Source organism: Vibrio plantisponsor, assembly GCF_013041605.1.
In the GTDB taxonomy this organism is placed as follows: Bacteria; Pseudomonadota; Gammaproteobacteria; order Enterobacterales; family Vibrionaceae; genus Vibrio; species Vibrio plantisponsor.
This window is the reverse complement of the sequence record NZ_JABEQC010000017.1, coordinates 33379-55083: the sequence shown is the minus strand read 5'-3', so window position 1 is coordinate 55083 and position 21705 is coordinate 33379. Positions and strand designations below refer to the sequence as shown.

17 protein-coding genes are annotated in these 21705 nt (G+C 45.3%); 7 read left to right on the top strand and 10 right to left on the bottom strand.

Annotated features, from left to right (window positions below):
• Nucleotides 1-13: 13 nt before the first annotated feature.
• From HKI82_RS18630 to HKI82_RS18615, 4 genes are all read left to right on the top strand, one after another.
• Nucleotides 14-1573 carry an ABC transporter substrate-binding protein gene (locus HKI82_RS18630; RefSeq protein ID WP_171138846.1) on the top strand — a complete coding sequence of 520 codons (1560 nt, stop codon included), beginning with the start codon at nt 14-16 and terminating at the stop codon, nt 1571-1573.
• 169 nt (nt 1574-1742) lie between these two features.
• Nucleotides 1743-2720: an ABC transporter permease gene (locus HKI82_RS18625; RefSeq protein WP_171138845.1), complete on the top strand. Its 978-nt coding sequence runs from the start codon at nt 1743-1745 to the stop codon at nt 2718-2720.
• Nucleotides 2721-2722: 2 nt separating this feature from the next.
• On the top strand, nt 2723-3661 hold the full coding sequence (locus HKI82_RS18620; RefSeq protein WP_042489789.1) for an ABC transporter permease: 939 nt from the start codon (nt 2723-2725) through the stop codon (nt 3659-3661).
• A 164-nt stretch (nt 3662-3825) separates the two neighbouring features.
• Nucleotides 3826-4770 carry an SPOR domain-containing protein gene (locus HKI82_RS18615; RefSeq protein WP_171138844.1) on the top strand — a complete coding sequence of 315 codons (945 nt, stop codon included), beginning with the start codon at nt 3826-3828 and terminating at the stop codon, nt 4768-4770.
• A 72-nt stretch (nt 4771-4842) separates the two neighbouring features.
• On the opposite strand, the gene HKI82_RS18610 is transcribed toward HKI82_RS18615, so the two are convergent.
• The 4 genes from HKI82_RS18610 to HKI82_RS18595 all read right to left on the bottom strand — a co-directional run bounded on the left by HKI82_RS18610 (nt 4843) and on the right by HKI82_RS18595 (nt 11935).
• Nucleotides 4843-7968 (bottom strand): efflux RND transporter permease subunit, encoded by a 3126-nt coding sequence (locus HKI82_RS18610; protein ID WP_102942847.1) that lies wholly within the window; start codon nt 7966-7968, stop codon nt 4843-4845.
• 3 nt (nt 7969-7971) lie between these two features.
• Entirely contained in the window at nt 7972-9123 is a 1152-nt protein-coding gene (locus HKI82_RS18605) for an efflux RND transporter periplasmic adaptor subunit (RefSeq protein ID WP_102942848.1), read from the bottom strand.
• A gap of 486 nt (nt 9124-9609) precedes the next feature.
• Nucleotides 9610-10965: a glutathione-disulfide reductase gene (gene gorA, locus HKI82_RS18600; protein WP_171138843.1), complete on the bottom strand. Its 1356-nt coding sequence runs from the start codon at nt 10963-10965 to the stop codon at nt 9610-9612.
• Between the two features lie 130 nt (nt 10966-11095).
• A complete protein-coding gene (locus HKI82_RS18595; protein ID WP_171138841.1) occupies nt 11096-11935 on the bottom strand; it encodes a 23S rRNA (adenine(2030)-N(6))-methyltransferase RlmJ in 840 nt (279 codons plus the stop codon).
• 206 nt (nt 11936-12141) lie between these two features.
• Between HKI82_RS18595 and prlC the strand changes: the two genes are divergently transcribed.
• Both prlC and HKI82_RS18585 read left to right on the top strand, forming a co-directional pair.
• Complete coding sequence (gene prlC / locus HKI82_RS18590; protein ID WP_171138839.1) at nt 12142-14184, top strand: oligopeptidase A; 2043 nt, start codon at nt 12142-12144, stop codon at nt 14182-14184.
• A gap of 102 nt (nt 14185-14286) precedes the next feature.
• On the top strand, nt 14287-14496 hold the full coding sequence (locus HKI82_RS18585; RefSeq protein ID WP_042489779.1) for a hypothetical protein: 210 nt from the start codon (nt 14287-14289) through the stop codon (nt 14494-14496).
• On the opposite strand, the gene HKI82_RS18580 is transcribed toward HKI82_RS18585, so the two are convergent.
• From HKI82_RS18580 to HKI82_RS18565, 4 genes are all read right to left on the bottom strand, one after another.
• Nucleotides 14468-14932: a DoxX family protein gene (locus HKI82_RS18580; protein WP_171138838.1), complete on the bottom strand. Its 465-nt coding sequence runs from the start codon at nt 14930-14932 to the stop codon at nt 14468-14470. The two genes, HKI82_RS18585 and HKI82_RS18580, sit on opposite strands and share 29 nt — an antisense overlap.
• Nucleotides 14933-14942: 10 nt before the next feature.
• Nucleotides 14943-15725 (bottom strand): HvfC/BufC N-terminal domain-containing protein, encoded by a 783-nt coding sequence (locus HKI82_RS18575; RefSeq protein WP_171138837.1) that lies wholly within the window; start codon nt 15723-15725, stop codon nt 14943-14945.
• Nucleotides 15722-16567, bottom strand: a complete 846-nt coding sequence (gene bufB / locus HKI82_RS18570; RefSeq protein WP_102942855.1) for an MNIO family bufferin maturase — start codon at nt 16565-16567, stop codon at nt 15722-15724. The genes HKI82_RS18575 and bufB overlap by 4 nt, the downstream gene beginning before the upstream one ends.
• Nucleotides 16568-16670: 103 nt before the next feature.
• Complete coding sequence (locus tag HKI82_RS18565; protein ID WP_102942856.1) at nt 16671-16931, bottom strand: BufA1 family periplasmic bufferin-type metallophore; 261 nt, start codon at nt 16929-16931, stop codon at nt 16671-16673.
• Nucleotides 16932-17241: 310 nt separating this feature from the next.
• Between HKI82_RS18565 and uvrD the strand changes: the two genes are divergently transcribed.
• Complete coding sequence (gene uvrD / locus HKI82_RS18560) at nt 17242-19416, top strand: DNA helicase II (protein WP_102954978.1); 2175 nt, start codon at nt 17242-17244, stop codon at nt 19414-19416.
• A gap of 746 nt (nt 19417-20162) precedes the next feature.
• On the opposite strand, the gene HKI82_RS18555 is transcribed toward uvrD, so the two are convergent.
• Nucleotides 20163-20822: a LysE family translocator gene (locus HKI82_RS18555; RefSeq protein WP_171138836.1), complete on the bottom strand. Its 660-nt coding sequence runs from the start codon at nt 20820-20822 to the stop codon at nt 20163-20165.
• A gap of 81 nt (nt 20823-20903) precedes the next feature.
• Complete coding sequence (locus HKI82_RS18550; protein ID WP_102942859.1) at nt 20904-21698, bottom strand: AraC family transcriptional regulator; 795 nt, start codon at nt 21696-21698, stop codon at nt 20904-20906.
• Nucleotides 21699-21705 lie beyond the last annotated feature (7 nt).

Sequence of the window (21705 nt, the reverse complement as noted above, 5' to 3'; positions counted from 1 at the left end):
AAGGAGTTATGCAATGAAAACCATGAAAAGCAAATTAGCATTAGCTTTAATGGCCGCTGGTTTAAGCTTTGCAGCTAGCGCAGCAGACATCAAAGTAGCGTACGACGCAGACCCAGTGTCTCTTGATCCACATGAGCAACTTTCAGGTGGTACGCTTCAGATGTCTCATATGGTATTTGATCCACTAGTTCGTTACACGCAAGATTTGGATTTTGAAGCTCGCCTAGCGGAAAAATGGGAGCGTATTGATGATAAAACGGTACGTTTCCACCTACGTAAAGGTGTTAAGTTCCATTCTGGTAACGAACTAACGGCTGACGATGTTGTTTGGACATTCGACCGCCTACAAGTTTCTCCAGATTTCAAAGCGATTTTCGAACCGTTTGAAAAATTGGTTAAAGTTGATGATTACACATTTGACCTAGTGTCAAAAGGTGCATACCCGCTTGTTCTTCAAACCGCAACTTACATCTTCCCAATGGACAGCAAGTTCTACTCTGGTACTGGTGAAGACGGTAAAGACAAAGCTGAAATCGTGAAACACGGAAACTCTTTTGCTTCTACTCACGTATCAGGTACTGGTCCTTTCATCGTTACTTCTCGTGAACAAGGCGTAAAAGTTGAATTTGAACGTTTTGACGGTTACTGGGACAAAGCGTCTAAAGGTAACGTAGACAAACTTACTCTAGTGCCAATCAAAGAAGACGCGACTCGTGTTGCTGCGCTTCTTTCTGGCGACGTAGATATGATTGCTCCTGTAGCGCCAAACGATCACAAACGTGTTGAAGAAGCGAAAGGCGTTGACCTAATCACTCTTCCTGGTACTCGTATCATCACGTTCCAAATGAACCAATCTAGCAACGAAGCGTTGAAAGATGTTCGTGTTCGTCAAGCTATCGTTCATGCGATTAACAACGAAGGTATCGTTGATAAAATCATGAAAGGCTTCGCAACAGCAGCTGGTCAACAAAGCCCTAAAGGCTACGCAGGTTACAACCCTGAGCTAGTTCCACGCTTTGACCTGAAAAAAGCAAAAGAGCTAATGAAAGAAGCGGGTTACGAGAAAGGTTTCACGCTTACTATGATCGCTCCTAACAACCGTTATGTGAACGATGCAAAAGTAGCACAAGCTGTTTCAGCAATGCTGTCTAAGATCGGTATCAAAGTTGATCTGAAGACTATGCCTAAAGCTCAATACTGGCCAGAGTTCGACCTATGTGCAGCAGATATGCTGATGATCGGTTGGCACTCAGATACAGAAGATTCAGCGAACTTCTCTGAATTCCTGACTATGACTCGTAACGAAGAGACTGGTAAAGGTCAGTACAACTGTGGTCACTACTCTAACCCAGAAGTAGACAAGCTAGTTGAAGAAGCAAACGTTGAAACAGATCCTGCTAAACGTTCAGCAATGCTACAGAAAGTAGAAGCGACTCTGTACAACGATGCAGCGTTCGTTCCTCTACATTGGCAAAACCTTGCTTGGGGTGCTAAGTCTAACGTACACGCGAAAGAAATCGTGAACGCAATGGACTTCCCTTACTTCGGCGACCTAGTGGTTGACGAGAAGTAAGATTGAGCATTAACAAGTAACACCACGCCTTCGGTGTTTGACATCGAAGGCGTGTTTTAACACTTAGACAGTTTATTTTTTCAGTCGGATAAAGTGTCGTTTTTTAGGCTGAGTATTTTCGCACCTCGTGTGTATTCCGAATTTTGCATGGAAAGTTAAGGGGCAAGGAATGTTTACGTTTCTGGTCAAGCGCCTGTTTCAGGCACTGATAGTGATGTTTGTGATCAGTTTAGTGGCGTTTGCCATCCAAGATAACTTGGGTGACCCGCTACGTGAGCTTGTCGGCCAATCTGTTTCAGAAGCTGAGCGCCAAGCGCTGCGCGATGAACTTGGTCTGAACGATCCCTTCATTACCAAATATTCTCGCTTTGTTACTGCTGCGGTGCAGGGTGACTTAGGCACATCTTATTTCTTTAAACGCCCAGCTATTGAAGTCATTCTTGATAAATTAGTGGCTACTCTAGAGCTCGTCTTTGGTGCGTCATTAATCATTATTGTTTGCTCTATTCCAATTGGTGTTTATACGGCAATAAAACCAAAAAGTCTGTTTACGAAAATCGTGATGGCCGGTAGTAGTATCGGTATCTCTATTCCGGTGTTCTTAACAGCGATTATGCTGATGTATATCTTCTCAATTGAATTGGGCTGGCTACCATCTTATGGACGTGGTGAAACCTACAACCTGTTGGGCTGGGAATCAGGCTACTTTACGGTTGATGGTCTACTGCACCTGATTCTGCCTTGTATCTCACTGGCTTCCATCATGTTGCCACTGTTTATTCGCTTAGTTCGTTCTGAAATGCTCGAAGTTCTGAGCTCTGAATACATTAAGTTTGCTACTGCAAAAGGTTTACCGCTGAAGAAAATCTACTACCAACATGCGCTGAAAAACACAATGTTGCCAGTGCTCACGGTGGGTGGTGTTCAGATTGGTACTATGGTGGCGTATACCATTTTGACAGAGACAGTATTCCAGTGGCCGGGTACAGGCTTCCTATTCCTTGAAGCGATTAACCGTGTAGATACACCTTTGATTACTGCTTACGTTATTTTCGTTGGCTTAATCTTCGTTGTTACCAACACAGTGGTTGATTTGTTATACGGTTTGATTAACCCAACCGTAGACTTAACAGGAAAAGGAGCATAATCATGAGTGAATTTGCAGCAGCTCCTTCACGCTGGGAGCGTTTTAAACAGTCAGATTTTCTGTACTACTTCTTACGTGACAAAGTGGCAATGTTCAGCTTTGCCATCTGTATGATTTTCTTGGTGCTTTCAGTGGCTGCGCCGCTTATTGCACCGACAGACCCATACGATATGTCATCGATTGATATTATGGACGCAGAACTTCCACCATCTTGGATGGATGGCGGTGATGAGCGTTTCCTACTGGGTACTGATGAGCAAGGGCGCGATATTTTATCGACCATGCTTTACGGCTCACGCCTTTCACTGACGATCGGTTTCCTAGCGGTAGCGCTACAGCTGTTCTTGGGCATTATCATTGGTCTATCTTCTGGTTACTTTGGTGGTCGTATTGATAGCTACTTAATGCGTTTTGCCGACGTTCAGTTGTCGTTCTCGACTATGATGGTGGCGATCATTGTATCGGCAATCTTCAAGGCGAGTTTCGGTAGCGAGTTCTATAGCGAATACGCAGTGTTAATGCTGGTGGTGATTATCGGTGTGGCTGAATGGCCTCAGTATGCGCGTACTATCCGTGCATCTGTATTAGCTGAGAAGAAGAAAGAGTATGTGGAAGCGGCTCGTGTCATGGGCTTTAAAGCGCCTCGTATCATGTTCCGCCACATTCTGCCTAACTGTTTGTCGCCAATTCTGGTTATCTCAACGGTACAGGTGGCAAACGCCATCATGTCAGAAGCGGCACTTTCATTCCTTGGCTTAGGTTTACCAGTTGACCAACCATCGCTTGGCGCTCTGATTAGTATCGGTTTCAACTATATTTTCTCAGGCTCTTGGTGGATCACTGCCTTCCCGGGTGTGCTGCTTGTAACCTTAGTATTGGTAATTAACCTACTCGGTGACTGGCTGCGTGACGTATTTAACCCGAAAATCTATAAAGGGTGATCCTCGTCGATTGATTTTGTTGACATAATCTACCTAAACTAGAGCCGTAAGTGATTTACGGCTCTTTTTTTGCTTATGTTTTTTCAAAGAACTAGAAATAGCTAGATAGATACAAGCTCAGGTCGAGTATTGACAGTAACCATAGTCACCTGAACGGAGAGCGTATGGATATTAAAGGGGCCGCAATGCCGAAACTTTCTCACCTTCTTTTGATTGGATTGCCTTTTTGTTTTACTTCTCAGCCACTTTTGGCCGCAGAGCCTGATCAGTTTTTGTGTGGTGGAACTCAAGCTTCAACCAACGAGCTTCCTCAGTTAAACAACAACTGCCCAATTGGTAAGGGATTGTGGGGGAATTCTGCACCTAAAGGAAAAGACTCTCTATTTTGGATTCAGTGTGGCTTGCTGAATGATTCAATGCCGTTAAGCCGCGCTAAAGTGCTTTATAAGCACATCTCAACAGACGTATGGATGAAGCCAGAAGGGAAAGCGTTACGCTGCCTGATAGGTCCTTACGACGACTATGCGACAGCCAAAAAAGAGCTCGCTGGGGTTAGAAGCGAGAAACTTTACAAGGAAGCATTTATTCGCGAAGTACGCAAAGGCGAGCAAGATGCTCCGGTTGTTACTGAGAAAAAACCAGCATCCAAATCCCAAAATACTGCTAAGAAAGTAGTCGCCGCGAAACCTAAGCCAGTTGTTAAACCAGCGCCAAAAGCAAAACCCGCAGTAACGCCATCCGCTACTAAAGCTGCGCCAAAGGCGGCTAAAGACATGCCTAGTATCACCATTCGACGTGAAGCAACGCTGAGTGGCCTTCATTACGTAGTTCCTTACGTGATGGATGAAAAGGAGCAGTTCTATATGGAGCATGATTTGGCGTGGAATCGCCTAAATTATGCTGATGCGGAGAAACGTTGCCAGCAACAAAAAATGCGCTTAGCCACAGAAGCCGAATGGAAGCAGTTGCTTGATTCCAAAGTGATGGAAAAAGATAAGTGGCCAGTTTATTTGCCTTATTGGGGTGACAGCAGTAAAGGTTTCTTTACCACTGGTAAGGTCAATACCTTAAAAGGTACCTCTCTTCTCAATGTGCTTTGCGTAAAGTAATCCAAAGTTTACTTATTGAAGAGAATAAAAAACCCAGTGAATGCCACTGGGTTTTTTCATTGTTAGATAAGATTATGCATCTTCTGGGATCTTATGTGGTTGTGTGCGGAACAGCTTCATCACAATCACAAAGAATACCGGAACGAAGAAGATAGCCAGTATCGTTGCGGCGAACATACCACCTACAACACCCCAACCAATTGCGTTACGGCTAGCGGCACCTGCACCTGTACTCAGTGCTAGTGGAAGGACACCCAAGATGAAGGCAAATGACGTCATCATAATTGGGCGTAGACGCATACGACACGCTTCGACTGTTGCTTTGATAAGATCCTCACCTTCGTCATAAAGTGCTTTGGCAAACTCTACAATCAGGATGGCGTTCTTCGCAGACAGACCGATAGTGGTTAACAGACCCACTTGGAAGTAGATGTCGTTAGACAGAGACTTCATTGTCGCAGCAGCAATCGCACCAAATACCCCTAGTGGAACTATCATGATTACCGAGAACGGCACACTCCAGCTTTCGTATAGAGCAGCAAGGCTTAAGAATACGATTAAGATAGAAAGCGCATACAGTAGTGGTGCTTGTGAACCAGTTTGTACTTCTTGGTAAGATGCACCTGTCCACTGCAGGCCAATACCTTGCGGCAATTGAGCTACAATGTCGCTGATCGCCTGCATTGCATCACCAGTACTCTTACCAGCAGCTGCCGAACCTTGAATGTTAACCGCAGGAACACCGTTGTAACGCTCTAGACGCGGTGAACCGTAAGTCCAGTCAGTCGTTGCAAACGCATCAAATGGAACCATTTCACCTAGGTTATTTTTTACATGCCATAGGCGCAGATCTTCAGGGTTCATACGGTATTCAGCATCTGCTTGTACGTATACTTTTTTCACGCGACCGTTATCGATAAAGTCGTTAACGTAGCTTGAACCCAGTGCCGTGGACAGTGTGCTGTTGATATCAGAAACAGACAGACCCATCGCCATCGCTTTTTCGTAGTCGATGTTAATACGGAACTGTGGTGTATCTTCCATACCGTTTGGACGAACACCTGTCAGGTTAGGGTTTTGCGAAGCCATACCCAACAGTTGGTTACGAGCCTGAATTAGCTTATCGTGACCTAAGTTCGCATTGTCGGTGATGTAAGCGTCAAAACCGGTTGCGTTACCTAAGCCCATAATCGCAGGAACGTTAAAGGTATAGATGTTCGCTTCTTTCACCTGAGAGAATGCTCCCCAAGCTCGGCCAACAATCGCGTTGACTGACATCGCAGGATTTGTACGTTCATCCCAATCTTTAAGACGGATGAACGCCATACCCATGTTCTGACCTTGACCCGCAAAGCTAAAGCCTGAAACAGTGAACACCGACTGAACAGAGTCAGATTCATTTTCCATAAAGTGTTTTTCAACTTTATCCATCACGTTCAGCGTTTGCTCTTGTGTTGCACCTGCTGGTAACTGAATGATAGAAAGGAAAATACCTTGGTCTTCTTCAGGTACGAAAGAGGTCGGTAGACGAGTCCACAGCGTACCCAGAACACCAACGATAATGACGTACATAGCAAGGTAGCGAATACGCTGGTTGACACCTTTACTCACGACGTTTTTATAGCCGTTCGTACCACGGTCAAACGCTTTGTTAAACCAAGCGAGCGGACCGCGGCGAACGTGGTGTTCACCTTTATGCATCGGTTTTAGCAGCGTTGCACAAAGTGCAGGAGTCAGAACCATTGCCACGATAACCGACAGTACCATTGACGATACGATAGTCAGTGAGAACTGACGGTAAATCGCACCCGCTGCACCACCGAAGAACGCCATCGGAATGAATACCGCACTTAGTACCATCGCGATACCAACCAGTGCACCGGTAATTTGCCCCATTGATTTACGAGTAGCTTCTCGAGGTGCAAGACCGTCTTCAGCCATTACCCGCTCAACGTTCTCTACTACAACGATAGCATCGTCAACCAGTAGGCCGATCGCCAGCACTAAACCGAACATGGTTAGGGTGTTGATAGAGAAACCAAATGCGGCCATAACACCGAAAGTACCAAGCAATACCACCGGAACGGCAATCGTTGGGATTAACGTTGCACGGAAGTTTTGCAAGAACAGATACATCACGAGGAATACCAGAACGATCGCTTCAATCAGCGTATGCACTACTTCTTCGATAGAGATCTGAACAAATGGCGTTGTATCGTATGGATAAATAACCTCAATGTTGTCTGGGAAGGTTGGCGACATCTCGTTAATACGAGCTTTCACTAACTTAGAAGTATCCAGCGCATTGGCACCTGTAGCTAACTTAATTGCAATACCAGCAGCGTATTTACCATTGTATAGAGCAACCGCTTGGTAACTCTCGGCACCTAGCTCAACACGAGCCACATCTTTTAAGCGAATTTGCGCACCATCGGTGTCTACTCGCAATAGGATATTTTCGAATTCAGAGACCGTTCTCATACGGCTTTGCGCAGTGATGGTTGCGTTTAGACGTTGCCCTTTCACCGAAGGCGCAGCACCTAACTGACCCACAGACACTTGCGTGTTCTGCGCACTGATCGCTGATTTCACTTGAGTTGGCGTTAGGCTGTATTTATTCAGTTTGTTTGGATCTAACCAGATGCGCATTGCATTCTGTGCACCAAATACCTGAACTTCACCCACACCTTGAACACGGCTTAGTGGATCTTTAACGTTCGAAATCATGTAGTCAGAAAGGGCTGTGTTGTCCATGCTGCCGTCTGTTGAGACGAAGCCTACAACCATCAAGAATGAGCTAGACGATTTTGAAACGGTGATACCTTGTTGTTGTACTTCACTTGGTAGTGTCGCTTCTGCCAAGGCTAGTTTGTTCTGCACTTGAACCTGAGCGATATCCGCATCCGTACCACTTTCAAAAGTCAGTGTGATGCTGAAAGAACCTGATGAACTACTTTGAGACGACATATAAATCAGGTTATCAATCCCGTTCATATTTTGTTCTATCGTCTGTGTCACACTGTTTTCAACCGTATCAGCTGAAGCACCTGGGTAGGTACCTGAAATGATTACTGTCGGCGGTGCGATATCCGGATATTGGGATACCGGAAGTGTGATGATCGACAACACACCCGCTAACATGATGATTATTGAAATCACCCAAGCAAAGATTGGGCGATCTATAAAAAATCGAGCCATATCTTATTGTTCCTTAGATGATTCCATCAGTTGCGGATTTACCGTGCTGCCCGGGCGTACTTTTTGTAGGCCTGCCACAATAACGGTTTCACCGGCTTCTAAGCCTGAATCAATCAACCATTGTGAATTCACAGTATGACTTGCTACGACTGGACGGCTTTCAACTACATTTTCAGCATTTACAACCAATACAGAAGCTTCACCGCGTGCATTACGGCTTAGCGCTGTTTGCGGAACAAGAATGGCGTCAGAACGAGCTTCAACCGGCAGTTGAGCACGCACATAAAGACCCGGAAGTAAGAACTGATCTGGGTTTGGCAGTGTTGCACGAACGTTGACTGTGCCTGTGTTTTCATTCACAGAAACTTCAGCAAACTGTAGCGTTGCTTTTTGCTCAATTGGCGTACCGTCATCGAGGAACAACTTAATGCCTTTTAATTCGCCTTTTTCTTTACCAGTACTTTGGCGAAGTTTTAGAAGCTCATTACTTGGCTGAGAAAGGTCAACATAAAGTGGGTCAAGTTGTTGAATCGTCGCCATTACATCAGTTTGGTTAGCGGTTACTAACGCACCTTCAGTAACGTGTGAACGACCGATACGACCTGAAATCGGCGCTTTAATATGCGTGTAATCAAGGTCAATCTGCGCAGCATTAACATTCGCTTGAGCTGCTTTCACTGATGCCAAAGCTTCTTTGTAAGTCGCTTGTGCATCTTCATAAGCTTGTTGGCTCACAGCATTCTTTTTCACCAGCTCGCTGTAGCGTTTTGCTTGAAGCTCTGTACGGCTAAGTGTTGCTTCCGCTTTCGCTAGATTAGCTTGCATACTTGCCAATGAAGCTTGGTAAGTTGAAGCGTCAAGTTCAAACAGAACATCGCCTTTTGCAACTAAGCTACCTTCAACAAACTTACGTGCTGTAACAATACCACGAACCTGAGGGCGAACTTCTGCGATTCGGAAAGCATTAGTACGACCAGGAAGAGTGCTTGTTACCTCAACTGGCTGGGTTGTGACTTTGATGACATCTACTGCGACAGCAGGTGCAGCACCGCTATTGACCGCCGCTGGTTTGGCGTCTGGTTGACAACCGGCAAGCACAATTGCAGCAGCAATCGTGGTTAACCACGTTTTTGACAAGGATCTACCCTGGCCCATATTGATCTCTCCTTTACCACTAGAACTCATCCTGCACGCTTCCTTATTTATGCTTTAAAGGTTATCGATGGGCAGAACGTGAATTAGAACTCGAATTTACGTATTCAAATATTGTTAGTGTAAATAACCAACAGTTAATAATCGGTTAAGACATCAGTCTGTTACACATTCTAACAATGACTTTGTCATTTATTGCACAGTTGGACAAGACCTTACACGCAATTCATCATTAAAAATAATGAAAAAGATTGAACTAATTGCTTGGTGAGTGTTTGAACAATTAATACGGTCTTTTGGTTACGAGAGCGGCAATCAGCGCTTTGTGCTTGATACAGCTTGCTTATAAAAGCGTCTCATAATCGAAGTGATAACTCTGAATAAGCTCAGCTTATTAGAAATAGAAATTCTGTTGAACTTTATCGCCGTTGAGTAACGATATAAAAAAGCCCTGCAAGTTTTGCAGGGCTTTGCTCTAACAAGTGGTTACTAACGCATAGTAACCCACTCTTCTGAACCCGTTGGGTGGATGGCAACGACTGAGTCGAAGTCTGCTTTGGTTGCGCCCATCTTCATAGCGACGCCGAAGCCTTGGATCATTTCATCAACTGCGAAACCAATGCCGTGCAGACCAACCACCGTTTCTTCTTCACCGGCACAAACCAACTTCATCTTACATGGTTGACGGTGTTGAGTGACAGCTGTGTACATAGCGGTAAAGCTTGAAGTGTACACTTTCACGTTCTCTTCGCCGTATTTAGCAATCGCTTCTGGTTGTGTTAGACCGATAGTGCCGATTGGTGGATGGCTGAATACCACGGTTGGGACTAGGTTGTAGTCCATTTTCGCGTTGGTTTTACCGTTGAATAAGCGCTCAGACAATTGGCGACCCGCTTTAACCGCAACTGGAGTCAGTTCAATACCGCCTTCCATGATGTCACCGACACAGTAGATGCCAGCCACGTTAGTGTTCTGGTACTCATCAACTTTGATATAGCCTTGCTCGTTGGTTGCAACGCCAGTTGCAGCTAGGTTGATCGCATCTGTTGCTGGGTGGCGACCGATAGCCCAAATCAAGGTATCAACGTTTTGGCTTTCACCATTTTCTAGGTGAAGAGTCAGGCTGCCGTCGGCTTCTTTTACCACTTCTTTTGGCACGCTGTGCGTATGTAGCGTTGGGCCTTCTGTGTTCATCACTTCAACCAATGTTTCGATGATCATCGGGTCAAAGCTACGTAGCGGAGATTCTTTACGGCAGAATAGGTGAGTTTCTGTGCCAAGTGCGTTGAGAACACCGGCAATTTCAACAGCGATGTAACCAGCACCAATCACGGCAACACGTTTTGGTTGTTCAGCCAAATCAAAGAAACCATTGGAGTCGATACCGTACTCAGCGCCAGGAATGTTAGGAATCGTTGGACGACCACCGACAGCGATCAGAATGTTGTCTGCTGTGTAGTGCTCGCCATTAACTTCTACGGTTTTCGCATCGATGAACTTAGCAAAGCCGCGAATTACTTCTACTTTGTTGTTACCAAGAACACGGTCATAAGATTGGTGAATACGGCCAATATACGCTTGGCGGCTTTCAACCATTTTCGCCCAGTTGAAGCTTTTTACGTCGACGTCAAAGCCGTAATCAGGTGCGTATAGGTTCATTGCTTCAGCAACTTGAGCACCGTGCCACATAACTTTCTTCGGTACACAACCTACGTTGACACACGTACCGCCAAGATCTTTCGCTTCAATCAGCGCGACTTTTGCGCCGTACATAGCTGCACGGTTTGCTGAAGCGATACCGCCGCTACCGCCACCGATACAGATGTAATCAAAATGCGTTGCCATTACTTTCTCCATTTTTCTTTGATCGCTCGCCAGTAAGATTAAGCAGGGAGCCATTATTTATTAGGGCATAGCTAAATAGTTGGGGTAAACCGTGAGATCACAAGTTACCCCATGGAAAAACTTGAGCAAGTTATTCCGGAACAATCCATTCCACTTTGTAGTGACCTGTCGCTGGCGCAATTGCTTGTTTTAAAAACGGCAGGATTTCTTTCATTTGGCTTTCAAGCTTCCATGGCGGGTTGATAACAATCATGCCCGATGCTGTCATGCCGCGCTCGTTGGTATCAGGAGAGACACCCAGCTCGATTTGCAAAATTTTAGTGATACCTAAATTTTCCAGACCTTCAATCATATCTTCAATATCACAGCGGTTAACCACTGGATACCAAATCGCATAGATGCCCGTTGCCCAGCGCTTGTAGCTTTGTGCAATGGCATTCACCACGTCTCGGTACTCTTTAGCCAGTTCGTAAGGTGGGTCGATCAGCACCAGACCACGACGCTCTTGCGGTGGCAAGCTTGCTTTCAGGCGTTGAAAACCGTCTTCTTTGTAAATCGACACTTGGCGATCACGATCGAATTCCTGTTCCAACAGTGGGTAATCACTCGGGTGTAACTCGGTTAATACCATGCGGTCTTGCGGGCGCAGGTGAGCACGTGCCACGCGAGGCGAACCTGGGTAGTAACGCAGTTCATCGCCTTGGTTAAGGACTTTGATAGCATCAAGGTAGCTTTGAATGTCTTCTGGCACATTATATTGTTGCCAAATACGAGCAATACCTTGTTTGTATTCACCCGTTTTTTCCGACCACTCATGAGTTAAGTCGTAGCGGCCCACACCGGAGTGAGTATCGTGATAAACAAATGGTTTATCTTTTTGCTGTAGTGCATTGAGGATTAAGCTTTGTACGATGTGTTTCACTACATCTGCGTGGTTTCCTGCATGGAAACTGTGTCGATAACTTAACAAGTGTCGCTCTCTAACTTATGGCTGAATATGGAAAAACGAATGCGGCTAATTATACACCCAAAATTGTATGTTGAGGTGGGTCTAGACACATTTCGAATTGTATTGAATTGACGCTACTCTTGAAAATTCACCTTCCTACCTATATTTATTAACCTAACAGACGAGGATATTTCATCCTCACTATTTTTCATAAAAAGGAACGTTTTATGTCTAATCCACTTCTTAGCTTTACGGATTTGCCTCCGTTTTCAGAGATTAAGCCGGAGCACGTAAAGCCAGCGGTTGAACAGGCAATAGAAGATTGCCGTGCAAAGATTGAACAGGTACTTGAAGGTAATATACAACCAACTTGGGAAAATGTTATTGCACCTATCGAAGAAGTGGATGATCGCTTGAGTCGTTTATGGTCACCAGTGAGCCATATGAACTCAGTGATGAACAGTGACGAATTGCGTGAAGCTTATGAAAGCTGCTTACCAATTCTGTCTGAATATGGAACTTGGGTTGGTCAGCACAAAGGTTTGTTTGAAGCGTATAAAGCAATCAAGAACAGTGAGGCTTTTGCAACGCTGAGTCAGGCGCAGAAGAAAACCATTAAAGATGCACTACGTGACTTTGAATTGTCTGGTATCGGTTTACCTAAAGCAGAACAAAAGCGTTATGGCGAAATCAGCAAGCGCATGTCTGAGCTGGGTTCTAAGTTCTCGAATAATGTACTTGATGCCACCATGGGTTGGACTAAGCACATTACCGATAAAAACGAACTGGCAGGCATGCCGGAATCAGCGCTGGCGGCGGCTCAAGCCGCGGCAGAAGGCAAAGGTCTTGAAGGTTACTTGTTAACTTTGGATATCCCTTCTTACCTACCTGTAATGACTTACTGTGATAACCAAGCGCTGCGCAAAGAACTTTACGAAGCTTACGTAACGCGCGCGTCAGACCGTGGTCCGAATGCGGGCAAATGGGACAACACCGAGAACATCGCTGAGTTGCTGAAACTGCGTTATGAAGTGGCTCGTATGCTGGGTTTCAACACTTACAGCGAAAAATCTCTGGCAACCAAAATGGCAGAAACGCCAGATCAGGTTCTGAGCTTCTTGAACAATCTAGCCACGAAAGTGAAACCACAAGGTGAACGCGAAGTTCAAGAGCTGCGTGAATTTGCTGAGCAAGAGTTTGGTGTGACTTCGTTTGAATTGTGGGATATCGCTTACTACAGCGAAAAGCAAAAACAGAAACTGTTTAAGATATCTGATGAAGAGCTGCGTCCTTACTTCCCAGAAAACAAAGTGGTTTCAGGCTTGTTTGAAGTACTGAAGCGTGTCTTCGGCATGCAAGTACAAGAGCGCGAAGGTGTAGATACTTGGCATGAGTCGGTGCGTTTCTTCGATATTTTTGATAGCAATGATGTGCTGCGTGGCAGCTTCTATCTTGACCTTTACGCTCGTGAACATAAACGAGGTGGGGCGTGGATGGACGAGTGTCGCGTTCGTCGTATCAATGCCAATGGTGAGCTACAAACGCCTGTGGCCTATTTGACGTGTAACTTCAACCGCCCAGTGGGTGATAAGCCAGCACTGTTTACTCATGATGAAGTGGTGACTCTGTTCCACGAAACGGGTCACGGTATCCACCATATGCTGACTCAGGTAGATGTTAGCTCTGTTTCAGGTATCAACGGTGTGCCTTGGGATGCGGTTGAACTACCAAGTCAGTTCCTAGAAAACTGGTGCTGGGAAGAAGAGGCACTGGCATTTATTTCTGGTCACTACGAAACAGGCGAACCTTTACCGAAAGAGATGCTCGACAACATGTTGGCAGCGAAAAACTTCCAGTCAGGTATGTTTATTTTGCGTCAGCTTGAATTCGGACTGTTCGACTTCACTCTGCATACTACTTATGACCCAGAAGTGGGTCCTCAAGTGCTGGAAACCTTAGCAGAAGTTAAGAAGAAAGTAGCAGTATTGCCAAGTCTTGAGTGGAACCGTTTCTCACACAGCTTCAGCCACATTTTTGCTGGTGGCTACAGTGCGGGTTACTACAGCTACCTATGGGCAGAAGTGTTATCAGCAGATGCGTTCTCGCGCTTTGAAGAGGAAGGTATCTTCAATGCGGAAACGGGTGCAAGTTTCTTAAATAACATTCTTGAAATGGGCGGTAGTGAAGAGCCTATGGAGTTGTTCAAGCGCTTCCGTGGTCGTGAGCCACAAATCGACGCCTTGCTACGTCACTCAGGTATTGCTGCTTAAGTTCTACTGATTTGAGTTATTCAGTTCAATAATTAACATAACCCTGCTTTATCAAGCAGGGTTATTTGTTAGAGTGGTTTTGGTATTGAAAAGGAGAGAATAATGACGCGCCGTAACCTACTAATTTGTTCTTTAACTGCCACATTTTCCCTTCTGGGATGCGCTGAAATGAAGCAAGCGGGTAAAGAAATTGGTCACGCGACACGAGATGCAACAACCGCAGTGGGACATGCAACCAGAGATACCACCAAAGCGATTGGCCATGCGTCACGAGATGCCGTGATCAGTATTCATGACGAGCTGTCACAGTAACGCGTTTCCGCTCAAGCCATCGATCAATGGATAAAGCACCAGGCCCCCACACAATCACGGTTAACATCATCATTCCCCACAGTTGATGATCATAGAATCCTCTCTCCCACAACAGCGGGTATGAGATAACGGCGATGGCATTCACCGCGAAAAGTGCGAGAGCGCTGATCCTGCCAAACAGTCCTAAAACAAGAAATATCGGAATAACCAATTCCGCTGCAGTTGCGAGATAAGCTGCTAATTTCCATGAGATAAAAGGAACTTGGTACTCCAACTCAAACAGGAATAGAGTGCTATTCCACGTGGTTATTTTCGTCAGTCCTGAGTTAAAAAACACCCAACCTACCCAGAAGCGGCAGATCAGCAATACGACAGGTGCGAGCTGTGCGGTAAACCATTCTATAGATTGGTTGAGGCGAGCAATCACGGATATCATACAGAAACTCCTAGTGAGGGTTTGCCAATGAGAAACCGGCAACGATATTGAGTGCGAACAGTGACGGCAACGCGGCCAGTGCTTCGGGTTGGATTCTACCTAGTGGTATTTCGCTGCTGAGATTCAACAACAATTGGTATTCTTGGTTGTTTAACTCTTTCGCCCAAGGCCGACCATATTCATCACAAGCTATGACTCCTGATTGAGCGTTATTCAGAATCAGGTTGTCGAAATTTTGTTGGCTAAATGCTCTTTGGAGATCGAATAAGGCGAACTTGGATGTAAACGGGAAAATCCAAGAATCAAGATGAAGAATTACGTTGGGGTGCTGTTGCTCAGAAAGGGTATGTATGGCTTCCAGTGGTTGCAGTGACCGCTTTTCGCTCTGTCCAAACGTTTGTTGAGCTTTATCTAACGCCCATTCAAAACGCGCTAAATCACTTGCATACGGTGCGGCGTCGGTGACTTGCTCAAACTGGCTGATCACATCATCAAAATGGTTTCCATAATGACTAACGTTACCTTCTGTGGGCGGTGAGCGAAGGATATATTCACGAGATAGTGCGTTAAAACATTCCTCTCCTAATACCTCTGTAAGCATTGGGTAGGTAGCTTGCATGACTTCCGTTAAACTCATGACAAAATTATTGCGGTAGATTTGCAGTCTCTCTTCAGCGCTAAATCGTCCGCCGATGATATCGCACGCCTCTCCCTGTGCTTGATAACGCAAGCTCTCAGCAAAGGTTGCCTGTAGCTCCGCTAATCCAAGTGGTTGGGCTAATCCAAAGCTCATGATGCTTTCCTTCTCATCGAGTCGAGCCTTGTGAGCATCTCGCTAGCTTTGTTTGCTTCCGCTAGCAGAATTTCAACATCTGGAATGTCTAAATCCCATTCAATCAAAGTTCTTCGGCTGCCGTGTTTCTCACACCAGAGTTGGTAGAGTTGCCACACTTCAGCAGATACCGGTTTACTGTGGGTATCTATCCATATTTCCCCTTCGGCAAGTGTGTTAATCGAAAAGCCGGCAAGGTGAATTTCGTCAACGGCATGCGCAGGAATAGAATCAATATAGGTTTGGCCGCTAAAACCATGATTGAAAGCAGAAACATGTACATTATTCAAATCGAGCAACAAACGGCATTCGGTGCGTTGTTGTACTTGTACCAGAAATTCCCACTCTGAAATGGTGGAGTGGTTAAACTGCAAATAGCTAGAAGGGTTTTCAATCAGAATCGGGCGCTTTATGGCGTCCTGCACAGTAAGCACATTACGACAAAACACCTCCAACGCTTCTTCGGTGTATGGCAAAGGCAGTAAGTCATTGAAATAGTGACCGCCATTTTCGCTCCAGCTTAAATGATCGGAAACGAAAAGTGGCTGAACCTCGTCGATCAATGCCTTAAGTTGTTGTAAATGAGTGGTGTTGATGCCTTGTACTGAACCCAATGAAAGACCTATGCCATGACAGCTAATCTGATGATTATTACGAATGCTACGCAGCTGATTACGGGCAACCGAGTGGGGAGAAAAATAGTTTTCGCTGTGAATTTCTAACCAACTCACTTGTGGTGGTTGCTCTAAAAAATAGTTGAGATGGGGAGACCGCAAGCCTACACCTACTTGGTTATGCAGCATGAAACCTCCGTTAGATTTGTTGTGAGTTTGCTAAGCAGTGGAAGGGAAGGAAAGTGGTGCGCTTGCTGAGCTTAGTGCACCACTTATCTATGGTTTTAAAACATTAAGAAGACATAGTGCTTCCGCCAGAAAGTTTGCCGCACAAGCCTTTAGGTACGACAACGAAAGCATCTTTCTGACCATCTTTTTTCGATGTCCCAGCGCATGAACTCATTTTCGTCGCACAGTCGTTTTGGCCTGCTTTCGCCACGCCGTAGCATTTTTCCTGATCTGCTGCGAACGCTGAAGTCGCTGTTAACATTGTTCCGCCTACTGCAAGTAAGCTTGTTACTGCTGCCGCTACCGCCAAATTTGATTTTTTCATCATCACTTCCTCATGAATGGTTCTTACCTGATTTCGCAAGTTAACAACTTGTTAATCGTTGAGCTTGCTTATTAGAAAAGAGAGGAAGGACTGAGAAAAACTTTCAATGAATGGAATAAAAAATAGACTAATTGAGGGTGAAAGTACGCTAAGCGAATGAATTTTTTAGCAATCTATGAGCAAAAAAACTTCAATTATTTTTACTTGAGCCAGAAATCTCTGCAAATAAAATGGCTTGTTTAACGAGCATCTCGGTCGATTTTAGGGTTATAATCGTCGTCATTATGTATAAATAACCAGTAGCCTAGCCATGATGGATCCTTCTCTTTTACTCGACGGTTTAAACGACAAACAACGCGAAGCAGTTGCTGCACCACTTGAAAACCTACTAGTGTTGGCTGGTGCGGGCAGTGGTAAAACGCGGGTTCTGGTACACCGTATCGCTTGGTTATTATCGGTAGAGCAGGCGTCACCGTTCTCAATTATGTCGGTGACCTTTACCAATAAAGCTGCTGCGGAAATGCGTGGTCGAATTGAAGAGCTGATGATGGGCAGTTCATCTGGCATGTGGAATGGTACTTTTCACGGTATCTGTCACCGAATTCTGCGTGCACATTATCTGGATGCGAAGCTGCAAGAAGATTTCCAAATTATTGATTCTGAAGATCAAATGCGTTTGTTGCGCCGTCTGATAAAAGCACAAAACTTGGACGAGAAGCAGTGGCAAGCGCGTCAGGTATCGTGGTGGATTAACGGCAAAAAAGATGAAGGTTTACGTCCAGCACATATTGATTCGTACCGCGATCCTATCACTCAGACTTATGTACAGATTTATACTGCCTATCAAGATGCGTGTGATCGTGCTGGATTGGTCGACTTTGCTGAGATCTTGCTGCGAACGTTAGAGTTATTGCGTGATAACAAGCATATCCGCGAACATTATCAAGCTCGCTTTAAACATATTTTGGTCGACGAATTTCAAGATACCAACAACATTCAATACGCTTGGCTGCGTTTGATGACGGGCAAAGATACTCACGTGATGATCGTCGGTGATGATGACCAGTCGATTTATGGCTGGCGCGGCGCGAAGGTTGAGAACATCGAAAAATTTACGCAGGAATTCCCGAGCGTGAATACCATTCGTCTGGAACAAAACTACCGTTCGACGAAAACTATCCTTGAAGCTTCAAACACTCTGATTGCCAATAACAGCGAGCGTATGGGTAAAGAGCTTTGGACAGATGGTGTCGAAGGTGAGCCTATCTCAGTTTATTCAGCCTATAACGAGCTGGATGAAGCACGATTTGTGGTCGGTAAAATTAAAGCGTGGCATGAAGATGGTGGTGCTCTGGAAGACACCGCAATTCTGTATCGTAACAACGCCCAGTCACGTGTACTGGAAGAAGCATTAATTCAGGCGGGTTTGGCATACCGAATTTACGGTGGTATGCGATTCTTCGAACGTCAGGAAATCAAAGATGCTCTGAGTTACCTGCGCTTAATGGCTAACCGTAATGATGACAGTGCATTTGAGCGTGTGGTGAATACACCCACTCGTGGCTTAGGCGATAAAACCTTGGATACCATTCGTTTTGCCGCTCGTGACCGTGGCTGCACCTTATGGGATGCCAGTGTTCTGTTGTTAGAAGAGAAAGTGTTAACAGGTCGCGCAGCGTCAGCCCTTGGCCGCTTTGTTGAATTGGTTAATGCACTAGAAGATGACAGCGCTGAAATGTCTTTGCATGAGCAAACTGACCATGTGATTAAAACTTCCGGTCTGTTTGAAATGTACCAGCAAGAGAAAGGCGAAAAGTCGAAGGCGCGTATTGAGAACTTAGAGGAGCTGGTAACGGCCACTCGTCAGTTCGAAAAGCCGGAAGAAGCAGAAGAGATGACATTGCTGACGGCATTCTTGACTCATGCTGCTTTGGAATCAGGTGAAGGTCAGGCGGATGAATTTGATGATGCTGTCCAACTGATGACTCTGCACAGTGCAAAAGGCCTAGAATTCCCAATGGTATTCATGGTTGGCGTTGAAGAGGGCATGTTCCCTAGTCAGATGTCAGCGGAAGAAGCTGGGCGTTTAGAAGAAGAACGCCGCTTGTGTTATGTGGGCATGACCCGTGCAATGCAGAAGCTTTACATCACTTATGCGGAAATGCGCCGTTTGTACGGACAAGACAAGTATCACAAACCTTCGCGCTTTATTCGCGAACTGCCAGAGAAATGTTTGGATGAAGTGCGAATGAAAGCGCAGGTGAGTCGTCCAGCTAGCAGTGGTCGTTTCAGCCAGACGGTTGTGAAAGAGAACTTCAATGAGACTGGCTTTACGCTCGGCTCTCGCGTTCGTCATCCTAAGTTTGGCGAAGGCACCATCATCAACTTCGAGGGCAGCGGTCCGCAAAGTCGTGTTCAAGTTGCGTTTAACGGTGAAGGTATCAAATGGCTGGTCACTGCATACGCTAAGCTGGAACGCATGTAATTGATTTTGATGTACAGAGTAAGAACCTAGCCTCAGTGCTAGGTTTTTTTATATCGTCGATTCAGTTGTAAGCAGAAAAAGAAAAACCCCGAGGGCGCGAGCCCTTCGGGGTTATAGTCTTACTTGCAGCAATCCAGCTACTAATAGGTGCTCCCTGCATCTATTCCTTGATAAGTGTGCTGTATTCCTTCAGCGCAATCCTTTCATCGCCATCCTAGCGGTGTCCATGATCTTCCTGATCTGCTAACAATCCTCGTTAGCTCACATCACTTGTTCCCTGAGCGGTGTCCCTGACATCATCCTGATGTTAAGTCCTTTCCTCATCCAGAGGTGTCCATTGCCATTCCCTTGTCGCTACCATCCTAGTAACGAATGAGTCCGTTCAATGTCCATTTCGCTTTCCATGCCGATTATTCATCCTGAACAACCGTAACTTCATCCTGAAGTTCACTATCCTTAGCGATCCATTCCGTGTCAGCATCCTTCCGACAGGGTTCATATTACCTACTGGGAGGTATTCAGCAACGCAAAGAAATCGTTTGCATGCTGATATTTTCTGGCTAAAAAGTAACTTGTTTATAAAAATCATTCACTTAATTATTTCAGGCATCTTTTTTCTAGTGTAGAAAGAGATATTTCCCCATCTGTTTGTGAGAGATCTCGCACAAGGTTAAGGGGTGATCAGCCATTATCTTTATTGTTTCAATTTGCAGTTAAAGTGAATTTAAATTCATTTTAACTTTGTTTTAGTGAATGAAGCTGGCCATTGACTGCCAAAGAATAGTGAGGCCAATCAGCGAAAAAATCACGCCACACAGTAAATCAATATAGCGACTTGCTTGGTTGAGCTTTGTTTGTAGTCGTTCGGTGGATAGCATCCACGCAAGACAAGCAAACCAAGTCAGCGATAATCCCCATAAAATTAGCAGCGCAAAGCCTTTACCTGTCACCGACATACTTGCCGGAACCAATGTGGACATTAAGCTGACAAAGAAAACCAGAGCTTTCGGGTTCAGGATGTTAGTCATGAATCCACGAGAAAATGCCTGTTTTTTATTGCTCAGTAACAGCGCTTTTTTATCTGTGGGCGCGATCTCTGCTGCTGAGTTCCAGTTGGCGATAGTGGCTTTTAGCGCTCCAAAGCCGAGGTAAAGTAAATAACTGCCTCCGCATAGCTGCAGTAAAGCAAATAAGACGGGCTGTTGGTGGACCAAATAGCTGACACCAGTAATGCTAAGAAGAGAATGCAGTAATATGCCGAAAGAGAGCCCAAGCGCGATGTAAATACCAGTTTGACGGCCATAACGAGTGGCATTTTGCACCACTAAGGCGACATCGGGACCCGGACTCATCAGTGCGACGAAATGGACTCCGGCTAGAGTGATAAGGATACTGGCTTCATTCATATAAAAACTCCTACTTAGAATGAAGAGATTGTGCCTTGAGCTTTGTTAGTTGGCTTGTAAATTTTTGACAGTGTGAAATGTTTAATTCACTGCCGATGGAGAAATACCGTAGCAGTGTTTAAAAGCTTTGGTGAAATGTGCTTGGTCGTAGAAGCCAACCTGCATAGCGACTTCAGTACCAGACAAGCCACTTTTTACTAACTTCATTCCCTGTTCGATACGTAAACGAGTAAGCCAAGCATATGGAGTCATGTTCATGCGGGCTTTGAAATGGCGTTGAAACTGAGTCGGGCTGAGTGAACAAAGGTTCGCGAGCTGTTCTAAGCGGACAGGTTGATCAAGATGTGCAAGAAGATACTCTTTCAGCGTAGCCAGTGATTGCTTTCCAAGTGGTATGGCTGCCTTTTGTTTTAAAGCACCATAACGTTCAACCAATCCACCCAAACCCTCATAAGGAAGGCAATCAAGCGCGAGTTGGCTCAAGTCCGGCTGCATGAGCTTCTGATGTAATTGAGCAAGAGGGGCAAACAGATTTGGATCGCTAATGATGAGCTGTCTAAAGCTCAACATGTCACTTGGTTGCGTGAACTCTAGGTTGTCAGTAAACCACGTTGGATCAATAGAAAAGACGCGTACTTGATAACCCGTATCTAAGATAGAACTGCCGTCATGGAGTTCATCTGGCGGCATGACAATAATGTCACCGTAACCGACATTGTGCTGAGTGCCTTGATGAGAAAACTTTTGCTGTCCACTGGTCATTAACCCAATGTGAAAATCTAAGTGATAGTGGCGATCGAAAGCGAACTGATGGTAATCAGCTTCGATCAAACTTATCCCTTGATGTTGAGTTGATGAATAGAGGATTTTGTCCATATTAAGC

Excerpts from the sequence above, each read along its gene's own strand:
- prlC (WP_171138839.1), top strand. The coding sequence starts at position 12,142 with ATGTCTAATCCACTTCTTAGCTTTACGGATTTGCCTCCGTTTTCAGAG.
- HKI82_RS18630 (WP_171138846.1), top strand. The coding sequence starts at position 14 with ATGAAAACCATGAAAAGCAAATTAGCATTAGCTTTAATGGCCGCTGGT.
- bufB (WP_102942855.1), bottom strand. The coding sequence starts at position 16,567 with ATGCTGCATAACCAAGTAGGTGTAGGCTTGCGGTCTCCCCATCTCAAC.
- uvrD (WP_102954978.1), top strand. The coding sequence starts at position 17,242 with ATGATGGATCCTTCTCTTTTACTCGACGGTTTAAACGACAAACAACGC.
- HKI82_RS18610 (WP_102942847.1), bottom strand. The coding sequence starts at position 7,968 with ATGGCTCGATTTTTTATAGATCGCCCAATCTTTGCTTGGGTGATTTCA.
- HKI82_RS18550 (WP_102942859.1), bottom strand. The coding sequence starts at position 21,698 with ATGGACAAAATCCTCTATTCATCAACTCAACATCAAGGGATAAGTTTG.
- HKI82_RS18565 (WP_102942856.1), bottom strand. The coding sequence starts at position 16,931 with ATGAAAAAATCAAATTTGGCGGTAGCGGCAGCAGTAACAAGCTTACTT.
- HKI82_RS18555 (WP_171138836.1), bottom strand. The coding sequence starts at position 20,822 with ATGAATGAAGCCAGTATCCTTATCACTCTAGCCGGAGTCCATTTCGTC.
- HKI82_RS18585 (WP_042489779.1), top strand. The coding sequence starts at position 14,287 with ATGACGCGCCGTAACCTACTAATTTGTTCTTTAACTGCCACATTTTCC.
- HKI82_RS18615 (WP_171138844.1), top strand. The coding sequence starts at position 3,826 with ATGGATATTAAAGGGGCCGCAATGCCGAAACTTTCTCACCTTCTTTTG.
- HKI82_RS18580 (WP_171138838.1), bottom strand. The coding sequence starts at position 14,932 with ATGATATCCGTGATTGCTCGCCTCAACCAATCTATAGAATGGTTTACC.
- HKI82_RS18605 (WP_102942848.1), bottom strand. The coding sequence starts at position 9,123 with ATGGGCCAGGGTAGATCCTTGTCAAAAACGTGGTTAACCACGATTGCT.
- HKI82_RS18620 (WP_042489789.1), top strand. The coding sequence starts at position 2,723 with ATGAGTGAATTTGCAGCAGCTCCTTCACGCTGGGAGCGTTTTAAACAG.
- HKI82_RS18575 (WP_171138837.1), bottom strand. The coding sequence starts at position 15,725 with ATGAGCTTTGGATTAGCCCAACCACTTGGATTAGCGGAGCTACAGGCA.
- HKI82_RS18625 (WP_171138845.1), top strand. The coding sequence starts at position 1,743 with ATGTTTACGTTTCTGGTCAAGCGCCTGTTTCAGGCACTGATAGTGATG.
- gorA (WP_171138843.1), bottom strand. The coding sequence starts at position 10,965 with ATGGCAACGCATTTTGATTACATCTGTATCGGTGGCGGTAGCGGCGGT.